Below are 15,182 nucleotides of genomic sequence, written 5' to 3' on the forward strand. Positions count from 1 at the left end.
TCCCCACGCGGTTCCGCAGACGATGAAGGCGCCAGTCCCGGTGTGGGACTGGCGCCTTCGCGCTGATTCGCCGGTTCAGGCCCGGTCGGCGGTTCAGGCCCGGTCGGGATCGGATGCCGCGGACTCGGCCTCGCGGACGGCCTCGGCCAGCTGCACGGCATCCGCAGACTCGGCGATGGCCTCTTCGGCCTCCGCCTCTCCGGTGACGATGACCGGTGCGGAGCCGGTGAGCGCGTCCTCTGCATCGATGTCCGTGGCGGCCTGCTCGAACTGCGACTGGTACAGCCGCCAGTAGGCGCCCTGCTTGGCGATCAGCTCGTCGTGGTCGCCCTGCTCGACGATGTCGCCGTGCTCCATCACGAGGATGAGGTCGGCGTCGCGGATCGTCGACAGGCGGTGCGCGATCACGAACGAGGTGCGCCCCTGACGGAGTGCCGCCATGGCGTGCTGCAGCAGCAGCTCGGTGCGGGTGTCGACGGCGCTGGTGGCCTCGTCGAGGATGAGGATCGACGGCTGTGCCACGAACGCACGGGCGATCGTGATCAGCTGGCGCTCACCGGCGGAGACGTTGGACGCCTCCTCGTCGAGCACCGTGTCGTAGCCCTCGGGCAGGGAGTGCACGAATCGGTCGACGTAGGTCGCCTCTGCCGACGCCACGATCTCGTCGTCGGTGGCGTTCTCGCTGCCGTACCGGATGTTCTCGCGGATCGTGCCGCCGAACAGCCACGGGTCCTGCAGCACCATGCCGGTGCGACTGCGCAGATCGGGACGGGTCATCTCGGCGATGTCCTGACCGTCGAGCAGGATCCGGCCGGAGTCCAGCTCGTAGAACCGCATGATCAAGTTGACCAGCGTGGTCTTGCCGGCACCGGTCGGCCCGACGATGGCCACCGTCTGACCCGGCTCCACCCGGAACGACAGGTCGGTGATCAGCGGACGGTCCTGGCTGTACGAGAACGCCACGTGCTCGAACTCGATGACGCCCTTGCCGCCGTTCACGGTGGGTGCGTCCTCGTCGTCCGGCTCCTGTTCGTCGGCGTCCAGGAAGTCGAACACCCGCTCCGCGGATGCCGTGCCGGACTGCACGACAGCGGCCATGCCGCCGAGCTCGCTCAGCGGCTGGCTGAACTGCTGCGAGTACTGGATGAACGCCTGCACGTCTCCGAGCTTCAGACCGCCGTTCGCGACCATCAGTCCGCCCAGCACGGCGATGCCCACATACTGCAGGTTCCCGATGAACATCATGGCGGGCATGATGATGCCCGACAGGAACTGCGCCTTGAAGCTGGCCTGGAACAGCTCCTCGTTCTCGGCCTGGAAGCCGTCGAGCGCGTCCTGCTCGCGACCGAACACCTTGACGAGGGCGTGACCTGAGAAGGCCTCCTCGACGCGGGCGTTCAGGCGGCCGACCTTGCGCCACTGGATGCCGAAGGCCTTCTGCGAGCGCGGGCCGATCACGCCGAAGATGACGGCCATCAGCGGCAGCGAGACGAGCGCCACCAGCGCCAGCTGCCACGAGATGGAGAACATCATGATCAGCACGCCGACCACGGTCAGCACGCTGGTCAGCGCTCCGGAGAGCGACTGCTGCATGGTCTGCGTGATGTTGTCGATGTCGTTGGTCACGCGCGAGATGAGCTCGCCACGCTGCACCTTGTCGAAGTAGGACAGCGGCAGGCGGTTGATCTTCGCCTCGACGTCTTCGCGGAGCCGCCACATGGTGCGCACCATGATCACGTTGATCACGTAGCCCTGCAGCCAGCTGAGGATCGAGGAGACGACGTAGATGCCGAGCACTGCCACGATGATCCAGCGCAGCGCTTCGAAGTCCACACCGTCGCCGACCTTGAACGGGTCCATCGCGGCGACCATGTCGGCGAAGGTGCCCTGCTTCGCCTGGCGCAGCGCCTCGACGACCTGATCCCGGGTCGTGCCCTTCGGGAACGCGGTACCGCCCTCGCCGAGGGTCTTCGAGATGAAGCCCTCGTAGACGATGTCGGTCGCCCGGCCCAGGATCTTCGGGGCAGCCACCGAGAGCACGACGCCGATCGCGCCGAGCACCGACACGAACGCGAACCAGCCGGCCGAGGGCTTGAGCAGCCCGATCATGCGGCGGAAGCTGGGCCCGAAGTGGTCGGCCTTGCCCGGTGCAGGGCCGTCGAACATTCCCCCGCCGTGCTGGCGGGCCTTCTCGGCCTGCTCGGCCTCTTCCCTCTCGGCCTCGGTCATCTCGGCCTTGGACCGGGTCCCTGAACTCGTCGATGCACCACTCATGCGTCCACCCCCAGCTGCGACACGACGATCTCCTTGTAGGTCTCGCTGGAGGCCAGCAGATCGTCGTGCGTGCCGACGCCCACCACCTTGCCGTCGTCGAGGACGACGATGCGGTCGGCATCCGTGATGGTCGACACGCGCTGAGCGACGACGATCTTGGTCACATCCGGAAGCTCGCGCCATAGCGCCTGCCTCAATCTCGCATCGGTGGTCAGATCCAGTGCGGAGAACGAGTCGTCGAAGACGAGGATGCGCGGCTGGTGAACGATGGCGCGGGCGATGGCCAGGCGCTGGCGCTGACCGCCGGAGACGTTGGTGCCGCCCTGGGAGATGTGCGACTCCAGCTGCTCGGGCATCTCCTCGACGAAGTCGCGACCCTGGGCGATCTCGAGGGCCTTCCAGAGCTCCTCGTCGGTGGCCTCCCCGCGCCCGTAGCGCAGGTTGGATGCCACGGTGCCGGCGAACAGGAACGGACGCTGCGGGATCAGGCCGATGCCCTGCCACAGGTGGTCGAGGTCGGCGTCGCGCACGTCGACGCCGCCGATGCTGACGGAGCCGCCCGTCACGTCGAACAGGCGCGGGATCAGCGAGATCAGCGTGGTCTTGCCGGAACCTGTCGACCCGATGATGGCGACCGTCTCGCCGGGCTCCGCGTGGAAGCTGATGTCGGTGAGCACCGGCACCTCGGCGCCCGGGTAGGTGAACTCGACGTTCTCGAACTTCACGGCGCCAGGAGCCGGGAACTCGGCCACGCCGTTCTCGGGGCGGGTCATGGAGGACTCGGCATCCAGAACCTCGCCCACGCGCTCGGCGGAGACGGCCGCGCGCGGGATCATCATGGCCATGAAGCTGGACATGATGATGCCCATCATGATCTGGCCGATGTACTGCATGAACGCGAAGATCGTGCCGACCTCGGCATTGCCGGCGTTGATCTCCCGTCCGCCGAACCAGATCACGGCCACGACGGTGACGTTGAGCACCAGCATGAACAGCGGGAACATCAGCACGAACAGCGAGCCGATGTTGCGGCCGAGCACCATCAGGTCTGTGTTGACCTCGCGGAAGCGGCGCTCCTCGATGCGCTCGCGCACGAAGGCGCGAACCACGCGCACGCCGGTGAGCTGTTCGCGCATGATGCTGTTGACGGCATCGAGCTTGCGCTGGTTGGCGCGGAACAGCGGCACCATGCGGCCGATGATCAGCAGCGCGATGATCAGCAGAGCGGGCACCGAGACGGCGATCAGCCAGCTCAGCCCGACATCCTGGCGCACGGCCATGATGATGCCGCCGATGGCCAGCAGGGGCGCCGTGACGAACATCGTCGCGCCCATCATGGCCAGCATCTGCACCTGCTGCACGTCGTTGGTGTTGCGGGTGATCAGCGAGCCGGCGCCGAACTGCGCCACCTCGCGCTCGGAGAAGCCGCTCACGCGCGCGAACACGTCGGCGCGCATGTCACGGCCGGCGGCCATGGCCATGCGGGCTGCGAAGAAGGTCGCGAAGATCGACGCGAGGATCTGGCCGAGCGAGACCAGCAGCATGAGGCCGCCGTGGCTCCAGATGTAGCCGATGTCGGCCTTGGCGACACCGTTGTTGATGATGTCGGCGTTCAGCTGAGGCAGGTTGAGCGACGCCATGACACTGGCGAACTGCAGCAGGACGATGACCAGCAGCAGCCATCTGTATCTGGCGAGATAGCGGACGAGGAGTTTTCCCAGCACAGGCGGACTTCCTTTTGGGATCAGGGCCGACAGAGGGCCACATGACAGAGTGCCACGAAGCACCGACATCCGTATCCCCCTGAAGGAGGACTTTCACTGAAGGCGAACGGACTCTCCATGCCACACGATTTCCTGGACAGCATCGAAGAATCGCGGAGATGCCCGCGAATAGACTCGCAGGCATGCGATCCGCTTCTGCCGTCCTGCTGGTGTGCGACTATTCGCTGGCGTATCTGGGCGGAGCGCAGACGGCATTCGTCCGGCAGGCGCAGGCGCTCGCTGCCGAGGGTGTTGCGGTGGTGGTGCTGGCGCCGGATGCCGGTGAACTGACCACCCAGGGCGTGACCACCGTCGCTCCTCCTCAGCGCGGGAGGATCCCCGTGCTGGACCTGCCGCTGCTGGGCAGGGCCCGCGACCTGGAGCCCCTGGTGGCGGCGACCGTGCGCAGGCACGATGTGGGCGCGATCATCGTGCACTCCGAGTTCGCGCTGGCAGCCGCCGCTCTCGCCGTCGGAAGGATGCTCGGCATCCCCGTGCTGCATACCGTGCACACCTTCTTCTGGAGCGCACCCGCGGTGCTCTCCCCCTTCGCGCCGGTGGTCTCGCGCGTGCACTCCGCGCTGACCGGCATCCGCAGCGGCGACCGCTACTCCGGCAGTCATCCGCTCAATAACGCCCTGCGCACCATGACGCTGCGCATCGCGCAGCGCACCGACATCGTGCTCTCCCCCTCTCGCCACCAGGCCGAGGCGCTGCGGAAGGCGGGCGCCGGCCGCGTGGAGGCGTTCTCGAACGTGGCGCAGCCCCTTGCCATCGCGCCCGCGCGAACCGACGGCCCGCTGCGGCTGCTGTGGGTGGCGCGCTTCGCGCCCGAGAAGCGGGTGGAGGTGGCGCTGGACGCCATGCGCGCCGTCGTCGCCCGCGTGGGTTCGGGTCGCGTGCACCTGGATGTCGCCGGAGGCACGCACCGGCCGGTGCCCGGCGTCACGTTCCACGGCCCGGTCCCCGGCGAGCGCGTGGCGGAGCTGATGGATGCCGCGGATGCCGCGCTCATCACCTCGCTGGGCTTCGACAACCAGCCGATGGTGGCGCTCGAAGCCTTCGCGCACGGCCGTCCGGTGATCGTCAGCGATCCGGTGCTGGCGACGGAGTTCGGGGATGCAGCGCTCGGCACGCCGACGCCGGATGCCGAGGGCCTGGCAGCCCTGATCCTGCGGCTGGAGGCCGATCGCTCCTTGCTGGACGCCCCGCGGGACGGCGCCATCGCCTACGCTCGCGATCGCGTGGCTGCCGCCCACGTCGCACGACTGCAGGAGCTCATCGCGTCGGTGCGGGGCTGACTCTCACTCGAACAGCGGCACCACCGGCACGAACTCGCGCGCTGCGGCACCGGCATCCTCGGGCAGATCGGCGATGGTCGCCGGGTTCCACTTCGGGTTGCGGTCCTTGTCGATCAGCTGAGCTCGGATGCCCTCGACCATGTCCGACTGCGTGCCGAACCACATGATGCGGCGGTACTCGCCCTCCAGCGCCTCGCGCACGCTGTGCATCCCTCGCGCCTCGCGCACGGCATCCAGCGTCACGGCCAGGCCCGTCGGCGCGAGCTCTCCCAGCACAGCCAGCGCGGCGGCGGCATCCGGCTCCTGGGACGCCTGCAGTCGCGACACGATCTCGCCGACGGTGTCGGCCGAGAACGCCTCGTCGATCCACGATCGCGCGGCGAGCAGCGGCGAGGTCTCGGGCGTCTCGTCGAACAGCAGCACGATCCCGCTGGGCGTGGGCGGGTCGGCACGCCAGGCCAGCGCCTCGCGCAGCGCGTCGAGCCGGTCGGAGGGGACGTAGTGGTCGGCGAAGCCGAGCTGCACGGCATCCGCTCCGGTCATGCTCTGCCCGGTCAGGCCGAAGTACTCGCCCAGCCGCCCGGGTGCACGGCCCAGCAGCCAGGTGCCACCGACGTCGGGCGTGAAGCCGATGCGCGTCTCGGGCATGGCCAACCTCGAGCGCTCGGTGACGATGCGCACGGCGGCGTGACCGGCAAGTCCTATGCCGCCGCCCATGGTGATGCCGTCGGCGAAGACCACGATGGGCTTCGGGTACTCGGCGATCAGGGCGTTCATGGCGTACTCGGCGCGGAAGAACTCGGCGATGCCTCCGGGGTTTCCGCCGACGATGTGGTCGTACAGGGCGCGCACGTCGCCGCCGGCGCAGAAGCCGCGCTCGCCCTCACCGTCGATGAGCACGGTGTCGATGTCGGCGTCACAGGTCCAGGCGTGCAGCGCTTCGGTGATGCGCGCGATCATCTCCTGATCCAGCGCGTTGATCGCCCGCGGACGGTTCAGAGTGATCCGCCCGAGGGAGTTCTCGGTGCGGACGAGGACGGTGGCTGCTTCGACATCGGTCACGCTGGTCAGGCTACTCCGAACGACCTAAGTACCGGATTCCTGCGGGGGAAGCATCGATTCACAGGGTTTTCCGAGAAGATAGGAGGAACTGGCCGCAACAGGGGAGGACACCATGCCCGAAGGACAGGTGCTCGAATTCGACCGGGTCACGAAGCGATTCAACACCGTGACCGCGGTCTCCGAGCTGTCCGTGCGCGTGGAGCCGGGCGCCGTCACCGGCTTCCTCGGGCCCAACGGCGCCGGCAAGACGACCTCGCTGCGGATGCTGCTCGGGCAGATCCGCCCCACCAGCGGCACCGCCACGATCGGCGGCACCGCGTACTCCGAGCTTCGCAACCCGCTGCGCACCGTGGGCGCCGTGCTGGAGGAGGCCGCCTACCGGCCGCGCCGCACCGCCACGCGCCAGCTGACCATCGCCGCCAAGGCCAACGACATCCCGCTGTCCCGCGTCGACGAGGTGCTGCGCCTGGTCGGCCTGCAGGACGACGCCGACACCCGCCTGGGCAGCTACTCCCTGGGCATGCGCCAGCGGCTGGCTGTGGGCTCCGCCCTGCTGGGCGACCCGGGCGTGCTGGTGCTGGACGAGCCCGCCAACGGTCTGGACCCCGAGGGCATCCGCTGGATGCGCCTGATGATGCGGCGCCTGGCCGATGAGGGCCGGACGGTGCTGGTCTCGTCGCACGTGCTCAGCGAGATCGAGCAGGTCGCCGACAACGTGGTGGTGCTCTCCAAGGGGCACGCGGTGTTCTCCGGCCCCATCGAGACGCTGGAGGACCCGAGGGGCGCCGCCGTCGTGGTGGATGCCGAGAATCGCGCGCACCTGATCACCGCACTGTCGAGCGCGAAGCTCAACTTCGACGTGCTGCGCTCGGGTGTCACCGTGCGCAACTCCGACGCCAAGACCGTCGGCGCCATCGCGGCTGCCGTCGGCGTGCCGCTCACCCTGCTTCAGCAGCGCGGCCCGAGCCTGGAAGACGTCTTCCTCGACCTGGTCTACGGGCGTGCGGGCGGACCGCAGCTGAGTGAGGCCGCCAATCCTGTCGTGCACGCGCCGCAGAGTGCGGGCGCGGCTACGGGCACGGGAGACGCGACGGCGCTCGCGGGTGCTGCTGCAGCCGGTGCCGCGGTAGCGGGGGCTGCATCTGCCGTTGCGGAGGGCGTGGTCGCTGCGGCCGAGAACGCGAACGCGACGGATGCCGAAGGCGCAGGCGCTTCCGGCGACGACGCGACGGATGCCGAAGGCGCGGGTGCTTCCTCGAACGAGGAGTCCGCGGATGAGACGCAGTCGGCCGAGGAGAGCGACCTTGACGACGCGGTCTCCGATGGCGACACGGCCCAGGATGACGACGGCGACGCCGCCAGTGGAGCGGACATCGTCGCCGACAGCGGCGACACGGAGCACGAGGACGACGACACGGCGGCCGATGCGGACGCCGCAGACGCTCCCGAGTCCGTGGACCCCGCCGCCGAGTCGGGTGCGACCGAGTCCGACGTCGACGTGAACCCCGCCGCCGAACCGGATGCCACCGGGGATCCTGCGACCTCCGACCTGGACGATGCGGTATCCGCGCCGTGGGCGCCGAGCCCCACCCTGACCGGCGAGGGCGAACACTCCGAGCCCGCCCTGAGCATCGATGCCGATCATGACGAGCCTGTCGACGTCATCCTGCCGCAGGCCGTCCGCTCGGTGTCGAACCCGCAGGTCGTCGACTCGTTCACGTTCACAGAGCTGATCACCGGCATCCCGGCAGCCGCCTCCTCGGACGACGCCGAGCCGGCCGCGCCCGCCACCGAGGCCATCCCGGTGTTCACGCCTCCGCTCGCCGATGAGGACGACGACGAGTCGGTGGTGGACGATGTCGTCGACGACGCCGAGGATCCGCGCCTGGCGGCGATGCGCACGTCGCTCTCGAGCGCGGCCAGCCGGTTCTTCGACGGCCCCGCCCCGGACTACCCGTACGGCGATGCGCCGGCGCAGCCCGCGGCGGAGGAAACGCCCGCCGAAGGCGAGCCCCAGGGTGAAGGCGAGCCCCAGGCCGAGGGCGACCAGCACCAGGGCTGACCGCGACAGGCCGTCAGGCCGGGCGCGGGCGGATGACCGGCCGCTGACGCGGCTTCTGCACGGGCACCGAGCCCGTGGCGATCTGCTGCACGTCGGCGGGCTCGTCTCCGGCCTCCAGCCGCAGCGCCTGCGTGAGCGCCGGGCCGTGGCGGGTGGTGAGGATGAGCCGCTGGTAGTGCTCGTCGCCCTCCAGGTCGATCACGACGCTGGGCCGGCGTTTGCGGATCAGCACGAAGTCTCTGGTGCCGGCGCCCTTCCAGGTGCCCGCGGCGAGGATGCCTGGGATGTACGTGCCCGGCCCCGGGACGCCCCGCAACCAGGTCCACGCGTCATCGGTCAGCTGCACCTTGACGATGTGCTCGCGCTCGATGTGCAGGTTCGCGCGGTGGAACGTCGACGCCCGCTCGATGGCGGACAGCACGACCTCGAGTCGCGTCTGATCCAGCAGGAGCGTCACCATCACCCCAGTCTGCCAGCGCACCCCTGCGAGATCACTGCGACTTGCTCACAACGCGGCAACGATCCGTTGTGCGGATCGACAGTTCCCGATGCTCAGGCGGTGGCGGATGCTGCGGCACGGGTCGCCGCGGGCAGCGCGGCCTCGATGGCGGCGAGCTCCTCCTCACCGTGCGCGGCCGTGAGGAACCAGGCCTCGAACACGCTCGGCGGCAGCGCGATGCCCTGTTCGCGCATGCTGTGGAAGAACGGTGCGTACCGGAACGACTCCTGCGCCTGGGCCTGGGCGTAGGTGCGGGGGGCCTCGGCGGCGAAGGCCACGCCGAACAGGCTGCCCGCGCGCGGCACGGCGTGGGTGACACCGGCATCCGTGAGCGCTCGATCCAGTGCCGTCGCGATGCGGTCGGCGGCGGCATCCACCTTCGCGTACACCTCCGGCGTCGCCAGGCGCAGCGTGGCGATTCCCGCGGCCACCGACAGCGGGTTCCCCGACAGGGTGCCTGCCTGGTAGACGGGGCCGGTCGGGGCCAGCATGTCCATGACCGAGGCCCTGCCGCCGAGTGCCGCCAGCGGCATCCCCCCGCCGACGACCTTGCCGAAGGTGATGATGTCGGGCAGGTACTGCTCGCCGGCCTGCTGCTGCCGTCCCCAGAATCCTGCAGGGTGCACGCGGAAGCCGGTGAGCACCTCGTCGAGGATCATCAGCGCGCCGTGCGCGTGCGCGGTCTCGGCGATCAGCCGGTTGAAGCCGAGCAACGGAGCGACGACGCCCATGTTGGCGGACGCAGCCTCGACGATGACGGCCGCGATGCGGTCGCCGTGCTCGGCGAACACCGCCGCCAGCGCGTCGGGGTCGTTGTAGTCGATGACAAGGGTCTGCGCGGCGATGGGCGCGGGCACACCCGCGGTGCCGGGCAGGGCGAGCGTGGCGACGCCGGAGCCGGCGGCCGCCAGCAGCCCGTCGGAGTGGCCGTGGTAGTGCCCGGCGAACTTCACCAGCAGGTCGCGGCCGGTGACTCCCCGGGCCAGGCGGATGGCGGTCATGGTGGCCTCGGTGCCGGTGGACACCATGCGCACGTGCTCGACCGGGCGGGCGGCCCCGTACTGCACGCGGTCGGCGATGAGGCGGGCCAGCTCGACCTCGCCCTCAGTGGGTGCACCGAACGACAGGCCACGGGTTGCGGCCTCCTGCACCGCCTGCACGATCTCGGGATGCGCGTGCCCAAGCAGCGCCGGACCCCAGGAGGCGACCAGATCCACGTACTCGTTGCCTGCGGCATCCGTGACCCTGGCGCCCTGCGCCGAGGCCAGGAAGCGCGGCGTGCCGCCCACCGAGCCGTACGCGCGCACCGGCGAGTTCACCCCTCCGGGGATCACCGCACGGGCGGCGTCGAACAGGGTGTCATTGCGGTCGGTCATGTCTACAAGCCTACGGATGCCGGCTATGCGTGCGGCTCAGAGACGGCGACCCGTCACCGGGTCAGCGCAGCAGGCCGGCGACCTCGGTCGCCCAGTACGTCAGCACAGCATCCGCACCGGCACGGCGGATCGACATCAGTGACTCCAGGATGGCGGCCTCGCGGTTGATCCACCCGTTGGCGGCCGCGGCCTCGATCATGGCGTACTCGCCGGAGACCTGGTAGGCCCACACCGGCACGTACACGGCATCCCGCACCTCGCGCAGCACGTCCAGGAACGCCATCGCGGGCTTGACCATCACGATGTCCGCGCCCTCGTCCACGTCGAACAGCGCCTCGCGCACACCCTCGCGGCGATTGCCCGGATCCATCTGGTACGTGCGGCGGTCGCCCTTCAGCTGCGAGTCGACGGCCTCGCGGAACGGACCGTAGAACGCGGAAGCGTACTTGGCCGAGTAGGCCAGCAGCAGGGTGTCGTGGAAGCCCTCGGTGTCGAGCGCCTCGCGGATCGCGGCGACCTGGCCGTCCATCATGCCGGAGAGCCCCAGCAGCTGCGACCCGGCGCGGGCCTGCGCGAGCGCCATCGAGCGGTAGCGGTCCAGCGTGGCGTCATTGTCGACCGCACCGGATGCATCGAGCACGCCGCAGTGCCCGTGGTCGGTGAACTCGTCCAGGCACAGGTCGGTCTGCACGACCAGCGCATCGCCCACCTCGGCGGCGACGGCCTCGGTCGCGAGATTCAGGATGCCGTGCGGGTCGTCCGCGCCCGTGCCGTCGGCGTCGCGCACCTCGGGGATGCCGAACAGCATCACCCCGCCGATGCCGGTCTCCGCAGCATCGGCCGCCGCGCGGCGCAGTGAGTCCAGTGAGTGCTGCACGATACCCGGCATGGAGCCGATGGCGACGGGCTCGGAGATGTCCTCGCGCACGAACATCGGCAGCACCAGCTGGCGGGCCTCGAGCGAGGTCTCCCGCACCAGGCTGCGCACCGGAGCGGACTGACGCAGCCGGCGCAGGCGGGTCTCGGGGAAGCGGCTCACGGTGCGAACTCGTCCGACGCGTGCGGAAGGGTGAAATGCGAGACCGTCTCGATGAGCGCGTCGACGGTCTGCCGGTCGGCGACGGCCGATATGGGCAGGCCCGCCTTGCGGGCATCCTTCGCCGTGCGCGGGCCGATGGCCGCCAGCAGCGTGGTGTCGGGGATCTCGGGGAACTGCTCGCGCACCTGACCGGCGACCGAGCCGCTGGTGATGAGGATGGCGTTGATGCGGCCGTTCTCCACGTCGCGGCGGATGCGGTCGGTGACCGGCACGCCGACGGTGCGGTAGGCCACCACGCTGTCGACGTCGTGACCGGCATCCTCCAGCGACACCGACAGCACCGGCTTGGCGATCTCGCTGCGCAGGGAGAGGATGCGGCGGGGCTCCGGCTCCAGCGCGATCATCTGCGCGGCCATGCCCGCGGCCGAGTTGTCGAGCTCCGGAACGAGCGCCACCTCGTAGCCGACGGCCGCCAGCGCCGTCGCGGTGGTCTCGCCGACCGCGGCGATCCTGGTGCGCTTGGGCACCTTCACCCGATGGGCGAACAGCACGTCAACGGTCGTCGCGCTGGTGACGGTGAGCCAGTCGTAGTGACCCTCCTGCAGGCGCTCGAGCGCGGCGTCCAGGGCGTTCTGATCGTTCGTCGGCGCGAAGTTGATCAGCGGCGCGACGACGGGGACCGCCCCCTGCGCGCGCAGGGAGGCGGCGACGCCGTCGCCCCACGGGCCGCCACGGGGCACAAGAACACGCCAGCCGTCCAACGGCCGGGCGGTTTTCGTTTCGGAAGCTGTCATCTGGTCACTCTCAGGGGAGAAGGTCGGCCGCTCCCTGTTCGAGCAGCCGATGGGCTGCAGACATGCCGATTTCGCGGATCGCGTGCATCGGGTCTGCACCATCGGCAGCATTCGCTCCGTTGCCACTGCCGTTCCGACGAATATACCCCCCGTTCAGGGACTCCGTGACGTCGAGACCGATCCGGCGGGGTCCGTCGGGCTCGTAGACCACGGCGCGGACGCGGATGCTGTCGCGGGAAACCGCCGCGTGGGCGGCCATCGGCGCTTGGCATCCGGCCTCGAGTCCGGCGAGGATCGCGCGCTCCACGGTCACCGCGATGCGGGTGTCCTCGTCGTCCAGCGCGGCCAGTGCGGCCAGCAGCGAGGCGTCAGCGTCGGCCCTGGTCTCCACGGCGAGCGCACCCTGCCCCGGTGCGGTCGGCCACTCCGAGAGCCCCAACAGCTCGCGCTGCAGGGAGGACTCCGAGCCCAGGCGCGACAGGCCCGCGGCGGCCAGGATCACGGCATCCAGTTCACCGGACTCCACCCGCGCCAGGCGCGAGTCGACGTTGCCGCGGATGTCGATCACCTGCGCATGCGGCGCGCGACGGCGCACCTGCGCGATGCGCCGCGGAGCACCGGTGCCGATCTTCGCGCCCGACCCCAGCCGGTGCAGCGGGGTGCCGTCGCGGGTGATGGCCACGTCGCGCGGGTCCTCGCGAAGCGGCGTCGCGGCGATGACCAGCTCGGCGGGCTGAGCGGTGGGCAGGTCCTTCAGGGAGTGCACGAGGATGTCGCACTCGCCGGCCATGAGCGCCTCGCGCAGCCGGTTGGCGAACACCCCGGTGCCGCCGATCTCGGAGAGCGACGCGCGGTTGGTGTCGCCCTCCGAGGTGATCGGCACCAGCTCGACGGGACGACCGGCGGTCTTCGCCAGCGCATCGGCGACGTGGCCGGACTGCGCCTGCGCGAGGGCGCTGCGGCGCGTGCCGAGCCGGATTGCGGTGGTCACTGCAGAACGTCGGCGATCTCGTCGAGGCGGAGACGACGCCCGGTGTAGAAGGGGATCTCCTCCTTCACGTAGCGGCGCGCGTCGGTGTAGCGCAGGTCGCGCATCAGGTCGACGAGCTCGACCGGGTCATCGGACTCCAGCGGCACCACCCACTCGTAGTTGCCCAGCGCGAACGCGGCGACAGTGTTGGCAGTGACGCCCTTGAACGCGGCGCCCTTGCGACCGTGGTCGGCGAGCATCTTGCGGCGGTCGGCCTCGTCGACCAGGTACCACTCGGGCGTGCGCACGAACGGGTAGATGCAGACCCACTGCTTGGGCGGGATGCCGCGCATGAAGCCGGGTACGTGGTTGAGGTTGAACTCGGCGTCGCGATGCACGCCCATGATGTTCCACACCGGCAGCAGATCGTGCAGCAGCTCGGTACGGCGCAGGCGGCGCAGGGCGCGCTGCAAGTCCTCGGCGGTCTCGCCGTGCAGCCACACCATGAGGTCGGCGTCGGCCTTCAGCCCGCCGACGTCGTAGAAGCCGCGGACCGAGACACCGGAGGCCTCGACATCGGCGACGATGGTCTCGATCTCGGTCGAGTCGGTCTCGGTGACCGGCGCGGCGGGGTTTCGTCGCCACACGGCCCAGAGAGTGAATCCCTGGCGGGCGGATGCGGACTGATTGTCTTCACGAACTTCCGGCATACTCCCAGTCTCCTCCTTCTGACTATGCGCGGACTGACGCCCGCTCACAGACTAGAGGGCCGGGAACTGTGGGGATCAGCGGGAGACGGCGCGGGCGATCACCCAGACGAGGCCGCCGACCACCGCGGCGACACCGGCGACGGCGACAGCGGCACCCAACGGGTTGCGCCGCGCGAACACGCGGGCCTTGAGGATGCCGCGCTGCGACGCCGCCTCCACGCGGCGAGGCACGTTGCCCTTGATCTCGATGGCGGCCAGCGCCGCTTTCAGCTCGGCGCGGGCGGATGCCACAGGGTCGACGATCCCGGCGGGAACGGCCGTGCGTGGCAGGGCTGCGGGCCGCGTAGGGTCAGAATTCGTCATCTTCGGGCTCCTTCATCAGACGCACATCCGTGGCGATCGCCTTTCCCGGGTTCTCTCGGCGCATGACCTTGCGGAACCGCAGCACGCCCAGCAGGCCGAAGATCACGACGGCGATCAGCAGGAAGACGAACACGGCGAGGGCGGCCAGCCAGGCCGGCCACCACGACGCCAGCCCGATGATCGCGAACGCCAGCAGCACCGGGATCGCCCAGAACAGCAGGAAGAGCACGACGACGAACCACAGGCTGCCGATCCCGGCATCCTTCGCCGTGCGCGACAGCCACGCCTTGGCGGCGTTGATCTCTGCTGTGACCAGGTTGCGCACCAGCTCGGGCAGATCGCCCAGCAGTGTGAGCAGACTGTCGTCAGCGCGGTCGCGGTATCCGCGAGTCATCTCACTCCTCTGCGGTCTTCTTCGCCGCATCGGGCGTCACCTCCGGCATGTGCCTCGGCACAGCAGGGGTGCGCTCGGGGACGTTGGGGTCTGAGACACGCGAGACGAGGCCGATGGCACCGCGGATCAGCGCGCCGGGAACCGCGGCGGCCTGCGCCTTGGCATAGTCCTGCGCCTTCGACACCTGCCGCTGCACGGGATCCGCATGCCAGAGCTTGAGCCACTGGGTCTTGATCTGCTCGTAGCGCTCACGTCCTGCCCGCGTTCCGAGCACGTACCCTGCGCCGAGTCCGACGACGAGTCCGATCTTCCCCTTCATGGGAGCCTCCTGACGTTTGTTGCGGCGTCTTCGCCGAAGGCCGAACCGCTATGCCCCCGAACGATCGTGTTCCAGGCTAGTCGCATATGCCCGATTCGGCATCTACTCTTGCGCACCGCCCCAGGATGGCGTAAGGGGCCCCTCGTCAGTCGTTCCAGAGCAGTGCGCCGCGCAACCGGTCGGCCTCGGCGGCGGCATCCGGAATCACCTGCGCCAGCCCCGTGCCGGACAGCCACGCGCCGACGGCGGCCAGCCG

The 15,182-nt window shown here is 69.7% G+C and carries 14 protein-coding genes; 2 read left to right on the forward strand and 12 right to left on the reverse strand.

Going from position 1 to position 15,182, the window contains the following annotated elements:
* Positions 1–93: 93 nt before the first annotated feature.
* Both WA967_RS02010 and WA967_RS02015 read right to left on the reverse strand, forming a co-directional pair.
* Complete coding sequence (locus WA967_RS02010; protein ID WP_424419227.1) at positions 94–2,274, reverse strand: ABC transporter ATP-binding protein; 2,181 nt, start codon at positions 2,272–2,274, stop codon at positions 94–96.
* Positions 2,271–3,998, reverse strand: coding sequence for an ABC transporter ATP-binding protein (locus tag WA967_RS02015; protein ID WP_424419228.1), 1,728 nt, complete (start codon positions 3,996–3,998; stop codon positions 2,271–2,273). The genes WA967_RS02010 and WA967_RS02015 overlap by 4 nt, the downstream gene beginning before the upstream one ends.
* 182 nt (positions 3,999–4,180) lie before the next feature.
* Here WA967_RS02015 and WA967_RS02020 point away from each other — a divergent pair, with 182 nt between their 5' ends.
* Positions 4,181–5,338, forward strand: a complete 1,158-nt coding sequence (locus WA967_RS02020) for a glycosyltransferase family 4 protein (RefSeq protein ID WP_424419229.1) — start codon at positions 4,181–4,183, stop codon at positions 5,336–5,338.
* Between the two features lie 3 nt (positions 5,339–5,341).
* On the opposite strand, the gene WA967_RS02025 is transcribed toward WA967_RS02020, so the two are convergent.
* Positions 5,342–6,400 (reverse strand): enoyl-CoA hydratase/isomerase family protein, encoded by a 1,059-nt coding sequence (locus tag WA967_RS02025; RefSeq protein WP_424419230.1) that lies wholly within the window; start codon positions 6,398–6,400, stop codon positions 5,342–5,344.
* A 112-nt stretch (positions 6,401–6,512) separates the two neighbouring features.
* Between WA967_RS02025 and WA967_RS02030 the strand changes: the two genes are divergently transcribed.
* Positions 6,513–8,462, forward strand: a complete 1,950-nt coding sequence (locus tag WA967_RS02030; RefSeq protein WP_424419231.1) for an ATP-binding cassette domain-containing protein — start codon at positions 6,513–6,515, stop codon at positions 8,460–8,462.
* A gap of 13 nt (positions 8,463–8,475) precedes the next feature.
* Here the strand turns inward: WA967_RS02030 and WA967_RS02035 are convergent, their stop codons facing one another.
* The 9 genes from WA967_RS02035 to WA967_RS02075 form a co-directional block, all read right to left on the reverse strand.
* Positions 8,476–8,922, reverse strand: a complete 447-nt coding sequence (locus WA967_RS02035; protein ID WP_298862973.1) for a hypothetical protein — start codon at positions 8,920–8,922, stop codon at positions 8,476–8,478.
* Positions 8,923–9,014: 92 nt separating this feature from the next.
* Positions 9,015–10,337 (reverse strand): glutamate-1-semialdehyde 2,1-aminomutase, encoded by a 1,323-nt coding sequence (hemL, locus tag WA967_RS02040; RefSeq protein WP_424419232.1) that lies wholly within the window; start codon positions 10,335–10,337, stop codon positions 9,015–9,017.
* A 61-nt stretch (positions 10,338–10,398) separates the two neighbouring features.
* The gene (gene hemB / locus WA967_RS02045; protein ID WP_424419233.1) at positions 10,399–11,376 is read right to left on the reverse strand and encodes a porphobilinogen synthase; all 978 of its coding nucleotides are present in this window, start codon (positions 11,374–11,376) and stop codon (positions 10,399–10,401) included.
* The gene (locus tag WA967_RS02050; RefSeq protein WP_424419234.1) at positions 11,373–12,170 is read right to left on the reverse strand and encodes a uroporphyrinogen-III synthase; all 798 of its coding nucleotides are present in this window, start codon (positions 12,168–12,170) and stop codon (positions 11,373–11,375) included. The genes hemB and WA967_RS02050 overlap by 4 nt, the downstream gene beginning before the upstream one ends.
* 10 nt (positions 12,171–12,180) lie before the next feature.
* A complete protein-coding gene (hemC, locus tag WA967_RS02055) occupies positions 12,181–13,161 on the reverse strand; it encodes a hydroxymethylbilane synthase (RefSeq protein ID WP_424419235.1) in 981 nt (326 codons plus the stop codon).
* Positions 13,158–13,850 carry a hydrogen peroxide-dependent heme synthase gene (hemQ, locus tag WA967_RS02060; protein WP_424419236.1) on the reverse strand — a complete coding sequence of 231 codons (693 nt, stop codon included), beginning with the start codon at positions 13,848–13,850 and terminating at the stop codon, positions 13,158–13,160. The genes hemC and hemQ overlap by 4 nt, the downstream gene beginning before the upstream one ends.
* A 75-nt stretch (positions 13,851–13,925) precedes the next feature.
* Positions 13,926–14,213, reverse strand: coding sequence for a hypothetical protein (locus WA967_RS02065; RefSeq protein ID WP_424419237.1), 288 nt, complete (start codon positions 14,211–14,213; stop codon positions 13,926–13,928).
* On the reverse strand, positions 14,200–14,607 hold the full coding sequence (locus WA967_RS02070; RefSeq protein ID WP_424419238.1) for a phage holin family protein: 408 nt from the start codon (positions 14,605–14,607) through the stop codon (positions 14,200–14,202). The genes WA967_RS02065 and WA967_RS02070 overlap by 14 nt, the downstream gene beginning before the upstream one ends.
* Before the next feature lies 1 nt (position 14,608).
* Positions 14,609–14,926: a hypothetical protein gene (locus WA967_RS02075; protein WP_424419239.1), complete on the reverse strand. Its 318-nt coding sequence runs from the start codon at positions 14,924–14,926 to the stop codon at positions 14,609–14,611.
* Positions 14,927–15,182: the final 256 nt, after the last annotated feature.

Source organism: Microbacterium sp., from assembly GCF_049650565.1.
GTDB lineage: Bacteria > Actinomycetota > Actinomycetes > Actinomycetales > Microbacteriaceae > Microbacterium.